The organism is Protofrankia sp. Cj5 (assembly GCF_917627405.1).
Classification (GTDB): domain Bacteria; phylum Actinomycetota; class Actinomycetes; order Frankiales; family Frankiaceae; genus Protofrankia.
This window is the reverse complement of sequence record NZ_CAKJTO010000173.1, coordinates 1-6,671: the sequence shown is the minus strand read 5'-3', so window position 1 is coordinate 6,671 and position 6,671 is coordinate 1. Positions and strand designations below refer to the sequence as shown.

5 protein-coding genes are annotated in these 6,671 nt (G+C 68.5%); all 5 read left to right on the top strand.

Features of this window, described 5'->3' with window-relative positions; translation table 11 throughout:
- The first annotated feature begins 319 nt into the window (after positions 1-319).
- Positions 320-1,081 carry a hypothetical protein gene (locus MJ777_RS21820; RefSeq protein WP_239309915.1) on the top strand — a complete coding sequence of 254 codons (762 nt, stop codon included), beginning with the start codon at positions 320-322 and terminating at the stop codon, positions 1,079-1,081.
- 57 nt (positions 1,082-1,138) lie between these two features.
- Positions 1,139-2,506 (top strand): hypothetical protein, encoded by a 1,368-nt coding sequence (locus MJ777_RS21815; RefSeq protein WP_239377646.1) that lies wholly within the window; start codon positions 1,139-1,141, stop codon positions 2,504-2,506.
- Between the two features lie 56 nt (positions 2,507-2,562).
- On the top strand, positions 2,563-3,393 hold the full coding sequence (locus MJ777_RS21810; protein WP_239377645.1) for a hypothetical protein: 831 nt from the start codon (positions 2,563-2,565) through the stop codon (positions 3,391-3,393).
- The gene (locus MJ777_RS21805; protein ID WP_239377644.1) at positions 3,393-5,114 is read left to right on the top strand and encodes a sortase domain-bontaining protein; all 1,722 of its coding nucleotides are present in this window, start codon (positions 3,393-3,395) and stop codon (positions 5,112-5,114) included. The genes MJ777_RS21810 and MJ777_RS21805 overlap by 1 nt, the downstream gene beginning before the upstream one ends.
- A gap of 250 nt (positions 5,115-5,364) precedes the next feature.
- Positions 5,365-6,630 (top strand): ATP-binding protein, encoded by a 1,266-nt coding sequence (locus MJ777_RS21800; RefSeq protein WP_239309910.1) that lies wholly within the window; start codon positions 5,365-5,367, stop codon positions 6,628-6,630.
- Positions 6,631-6,671: the final 41 nt, after the last annotated feature.

Here is a 6,671-nt window from a genome sequence, read left to right as displayed (position 1 = left end):
TCCTCGGGCGCTCTTAAAGTACCGTGATCGGTGGCGCACCCGCCCGCACGGTTTCCATCCTGTCCTGACGGACGCCAACGAACAACGGACGCACCACAGTCCGACTGAGTGAAACCAGCGCGGCGCTCATACGCCGTCCGTCAGACCGCACGGCCCAGCAGACCGCACGGCCCAGCAGACCGCGCCGTCCGTCAGACATGGCTGGAAACGTTTCCGCGCCCGCGGACGCGCCGCCTCCTGGAACACCACGACGGGCCGCGGGTGCGCGCTGCCCCCTTTTCTCCGAACGATTCTTCCAGCTCAAGGAGCTCCTGCCGAGATGAAGCGTCGCCTCGGTCGCGTCCGCGACGTCCACGCCGTATCGGGTTCGATCCTGATCGGACCAAGCCGGCGCACCCGCTTCAGGATGTGGTTGCGAGGCCGGCGGGACGGCCGTGTCGGCCTGCCGACGCCCGCTGTCCCGCTGCCACAGGCCAAGCCCGCGCCGGGCACAGCCCACGACACGGACCCGGTCAGCTGGAGTGCCGATCCACAGGCGTGGTCGACACCGGCGATCAGGGAAATCAAGGCGCTGGCCGCGCGCTCACACCACGCGCTCGGGGTCGAGGCCCTGGCTGCCCTCGACGGCATTGACACCGGCATCGCCCGGCTGGAAGCCCTGGTCGCGCGGTTGACCAGCGAACTCCCGATGAACACGGAGAAGGAACGTCTCCACCTCACGCCGAAACAGCCGCGTACCTGTGACGACGAAACAGCCCGCGCGAACCGGCGGGCCGCGACAGGCCGCTCGAAACGGGACGCTACCCGCCAGCGGCTGGACACCGCCCGAGAGCAACTCGCGGAACTACGCAAGCAACGGGAGGTGACGGCTGACCGCGCGGTCGCCCAGGCGATGGCCGTGTCATCGTTCTGCCTCCAGTACATCGAGGTCTACCGCGCGGCGAACCTGCGGGTCCGCGGTGAACAAGCGCCGGTCCTCGCGGCGGCATGGCCGCAGCCTGAGATCAATGAACCGGCCTGGCTCGCGGACCTTCGTCCCCGGCGCACCCGCGCCGCGGCGACCGTGGCCCCCATCCAGTGAGCACGGCCCCGCAGCCAGTGGCGAACGAATCCGCGCAGCCGATAAGGAAGGCATGACATGGGTCTTTTCTGGACACGTGGCTCGGCCATTCGCCGCTACCGTCCGTTGAAGGCCGACAATCGGACCAAGAACATCAACCGGTGGATCCGGGAGGCCCGGGAAGCCGGCGCCCGGGACGCGGCGGCCAACTTCCCCGACGCCGAGGTCGGCGGCACCCGGACCCCTTACGAGCGGGCGTTCGCCAGTCACAACAAAATCATCGCTGGCGATCTCGGAGCGGGATACGCGTTCGCGTGGCTCAACAGGAAGAAACGGGTCATCCGAGCGGTAGTCCGGATGGACGTCCTCAAGCAGTCGATGGCCGATCACGACCAGGCCGTCACCGACGCCGAGACAACGCTCACCAATGCCTGGGAGGCGTCGAAGAGCGGGCCGGACAGCTGGCGGCGGCTGCTGGCGCATCTGCCCGGCCAGGCGCTGCTCCGCCTCGTCATCGCCGGTTCGATCATCATCGGTGAGGCGGTCGCGCTCAAGCCGACCCTCGACATCCTTGGTCAGTCCTACTGGATCACCTACTTCCTGGTTGTGACAGTCGTAGGCGCCGGGCTGCTCATTGCCACAGCGATCGCCCGGCATCTGAAGGAAAAGCGGCTCGAACCGGTCACGGCCGAGGCAGGCCTCGGCCGGCACACGCGGCAGCACCAGTCGGCCGGGCAACCTGACGAACCGGCTGGATGGCTTCAGCGCCCTCGCGACCTGTTCGTCTGGAACGGCACGACCGTGCTCGTAGCCATGAACGTCTTCGTAGCGCTCGTGCGCGCGCAGACCTTCGTCGCCGACGCCGACCTACTGCGGGCAGACAACATCAAGGTTGGCGTAGACAAGACCGGCGCATTCTGCATGTTCCTGTCGCTTCAGGTCGCCTTCACCTTCGCGGTCGCCTTCTTCGAGTACCAGCTCCACGACCCGCGGGCGGCGACCGTGCGCGGGGCTGCCTGGGCGTTGCGCAGATCAAAGGCCTGGCGCCGGTTCGCACGGCTGCGGCATGCCTGGGCAACGCGACGGCTACGGATAGCCGAGGCCGCCGCGCAGGCGGAGAACCGGGCAGCCGAGTACCTCGCCCAGCGTGAAGCCGCGAACATCGGACGGATACGCGATGCCTACCGCGACTCCATGGTCAACGGCGCCGCCATGGACCCTGAGCGGGCGGCCGCGCTGGCGGAGATCCCCTACGAGGACTATCCCGCGCCGGAGTTCCGGTCGCCGGGCGCTCCAGAGCCGGCCGAGGAACAGGCCCCGACCAAGCCGGCCGACTCCCCGGCTTCAGGTGGCCCCTCATCACCCTCCCCCTCAGCCTCCCCCAATGGGAAAAGCCATTTTGATCAACATTCTGACAACACCGGGCCTCGCGAAGGCCCGCACTGATGCGCCGGCTCATCCGTCGGTACCACATGCCCGACACAACAACGACGGAGAAAATGATGGAGAAGAGAACCCCAACGGTCACCGCGGGCATCAGGCGTACCTACAGCCAGGTACTCCGGGCATTGCGGGCATTGCGGACGCCCTATGCGTTCGACGGCAGGTGGCGCATTGTCGCGGCGGTGGGGATCGCAGCCCTGCTCCCCCTGGCGGCATGCGGCGGGTCATCCGCCTCGCCGCGGCAGCGACGGATGTGCGCGCTCGTCATCGATGTATCGGCAAGTATTGACCAAAAAGTGATCGATCAGTATAAGACGGGCGTCGCGAGTGTCATCACGGGCTGCGCCGGCGGTTCCTTCAGCGCGGACGTGGCGACCGAGAACTCGCAGGCGAGCGTCTGCCCGTCCGTCGCCGTCGATCTCGTACCGGCCCATCCCAGGGACAACAAGCTGTACGACGACGCGCAAACGGCCCAGCTGAGCAGACAGGCCGAAACCAGGACCGCGGAACTGATCAATTGCGCCACCGGTCGGGACAGGCAGCGGACCGACCTGTTCGGCGCGCTGGTAGGCGCCGGTAAAACGCTCTCGGCCCGGCCGAACACGCCGCGGGAACTGACCGTGTTCACCGACGCGGTATCCACCCGGCGTCCGTTCAACCTGGCCACCTCCGAGCTCGAACCGGCCGACATCACCAGCCTGCTCGACCAGCTCGGCCGCGACTCGCTGATCGCCACGCTGACCGGGGTGGACGTACGGATGGTCGGTGCCGGAGCCGGGGTGGACTTCGACCCGTCCCGCCTGCGCCGCCTCGAGGACTTCTGGCGCACGTATGTGACGCGGGCCGGCGGTCGGCTGACCGCCTACGGCAAGACCACGGAAGGTGCCTGATGCGAATCTTGACGGGGCACCGCTCCGCCGGGCCCGGCCCGGTTGTCGCGGCGGCGCTGCGGCGTGCCCTGGCGCTGGCGGTAGGCCTGCTGCTGGCCTCGGCGCTGGCCAGCACCGGCCGGTCGAATGCCAACGCGGTGCCGCCGGCACCCGCTTCCGAAGCCGCCGCCGGGGCGGCCGGGGCGCACGGCTATCTGCGCGTCGTGGACGCCTCCCCCGGCGGAACACTGCGGGTGACCTCACCCGCGCTTCCGGAAGCCATCCAGCTCGAGTACAAAGGGGTTTCGGAATACAAGCGGGTCCCGGCCGGCACGATCTCCATGACTGCCGTTCGGACCGGGGCAACGCCCGCGGCACCCGCGGTCACCATCCCCGGAGGCGGCTCAGTCAGCCTCATCATCACCGGCGATGCCGCCGATCTCGCTGTGGTACCCGTCCAGGACAGCTTCACCGCGCCCGGAGTCGGCCCGGATGCCAGCGGCCTCTCCAGCATCCGACTGATCAATGCGACCACCCCGGACGCCGCTGACGGAAAGTCACGGGAGGACCTTCGGTTCGTCCTCGTGGCCGCACCCGGCAGGCAGACCGAAGTCGCCGACCCGGGGCAGGCCTCGGCTTTTGTCCCGATCCCCGCGACAACGACCACCGTCGGTCTGCGCCACCCCGGCAGGCAGACGGACCTCCTCAGCATCGACGATGTCGCGCTCGCCCCGGGCGCCGTCGGCAGCGTGATCGTTACCGGTGGATCCGGGGATCACCTGCCCGCGGCCTTCTTCACCATGGATGCCCGCGGGCCGGCGGTCGTGCCCACCGGCCCCGTCCGGACCGGGCCGAACGGCCTGTCCGCCGGGCTCCCCGAACGGCTTTCGCATGGGCTCTCCGATGGGCCTCCTGATGGGCTCGTTGACGCTGGGCTCGCGGCTGTTCTGCTTGGCGCCCTGCTATCCGGCGCTGTGCTGTCCGGGGCGGTGCCGCTCACCCGTGGTCGGCGTTCCGGCACAGCGGCATCCGCTGGGGTTCGCGGGGGAATCCGGCGCCCGGCTACGATCACGACCGTTGTTACCGCCGTCGCCCTCATGCTTGCCGGATGCGGCGGATCATCCAGCGGAAAGCCGCCGGCAGACGGTTCCATCCCCACCGCCAGTGCCGCCGGGAGCACAGGCGACGGCCGGACCGGCGGCAACAGCAACAGCCAGGCCCAGAGCCAGGGATCGTCCGATCGCAACATCCCCACGGCGTTGTTGCTGCCTCAACGCCTCCTCGCCGACGGGCATCCCCAGGCCGCGCCGGTCATTCCCATCGGCGTCCTCGGCCCGGCGTCCCCTCCCGACCGCTGGCAGGCCCTGCATTCGGCGGCGGGCGAGCTGGAGACGCTGTCCAACGCCGCCGAGGTCGCCTGGTTCTCCGCCGGGATGGCCCCCGGTGACATCGGCCCCGCTGTCATGACCGCCCACGTCGAATGGGACCACAAGCCGGGCGTGTTCGCCAAGCTGGACCAGATGAAGACCGGGGATGCCGTCCAGGTACGACGCAGGGACGGCAGCACAGTCACCTTTACGGTCGACCGCGTCGACCGCTACCCGAAGGCCTCACCCCGGGACGCGGAGCTGTACCGGCCCTCCCCTGGCCCGGAACTGCGCCTGGTCACCTGCACCGGCGGACTGGACGGGGAAGGGCTCCACCTGGAGAACCTGGTCGTCTCCCTCTCCCTGGCACGCTGAGCTGGCGCCGGTATGCCCGGTATGCCCGGTATGCCGGCGCCTCCGGCATACCGGGCTCTCTTGCCAGACGGGTGCCGCGTTCGCCGCGGGCGGGCGTCAGGCTCCCGTGGAAGGTCGGCCCAGATGCCTGTGGAACGTCGGTCCCAGCAGCTGTGAGATGTCGGTCCACATAGCTGTGAAGTGTCGGCCCAAGCCTCCGTCAGATGTACGCTCAGGCTGGCCGCCATCCGCTGCGAGCAGGAGTTCTTCCGTGCCAACGACCGACCTGCAACGGGCCTGCGCCTCAATCGCGGAGGAGTACCTGGCGGTATTTCGAGTTGTGATCCTGAACGGCCCCCGGCAGTCCGGCAAAACAACGCTGCTGCGGCACCTACAGAAGCGGTACGGGGGCACGCTGCTCAACCTCGACGACGAACAGACCCTGCAGGCCGCGATCAGCGACCCGGTGGCCTTTACCGGCAGCGGCACGGAACCACGGTTCATCGACGAGGTTCAGCGAGGTGGCGACGCTCTGGTCAGGGCGGTCAAGGCCGAGGTCGACGCGGCGCCGCGCCCTGGCCGGTACGTCCTGGCTGGATCCACCCGCTTCCTGACTACGCCAAGCCTCTCGGAGTCCCTGGCCGGCCGTGCTGGGGTGGTGGACGTCTGGCCCCTCTCCCAGGGTGAGTTCAACGGCCGGTCCGGCAGCTTCATCGACCACGCCTTTGACGACCCCGGGTCGCTCGGTGCGCTCCGGACGACGGCAAGCGACCGGGCCGACTACTTCCAGCGGGTTTGCCGCGGCGGTTTCCCAGAGCCGGCGCTGATGCGAACGACACGGTCTCGCAGAGCTTGGTTCCGCAGTTATGTCGAAGCCATCGCCGAACGCGACATACGCGAGATGACCCGCATCAACGAGCCGAGCGCACTACGAACCCTGCTGGCCTACGTCGCCTCGGTCACCGCCCAGGAACACAATACGGCCAACACCGCAAACAAGACCGGCCTGCATCGGACGACGGTCAGTCGGTACCTGGAACTTCTCGAAACCGTCTTCCTGATCCACCGGCTGCCGGTATGGTCCCGAAACCTGACCGCCCGGGTCGTCAAACACCCCAAGCTGCACCTCACCGACACCGGTCTTGCCGCCGCGCTGCTCGGTGTCTCTCCCGAGGCCCTGGCCAGGCCCGTGTCCACGTCCCGTGGCCCGCTGATCGAAACTTTCATCGTCAACGAACTGGCCAAACAGGCCACCTGGAGTGAGAGCTCGGTGCGCCTCCATCATTGGCGGGTCAGCGGCGGCGCCGAAGTCGACATCCTCCTGGAACGTGACGACGGCCAGATCATCGCCATCGAATGCAAGGCGACCGATACCGTCACCGGCAACGACTTCCGCGGCCTCACCACGCTCCGCGACCTGCTGGGCCCGCAGTTCGTCCACGGCATCGTCCTGCACACCGGACGCCAGGGAGCCCTCATGTTCGGGGACCGGCTGGTATCCCTTCCAATAGCCGCTCTGTGGGAGACCGGAAACTGACTCGGCTTCCCCTCCGCGCAGCTTAGTGGTCGCCGCCGGAA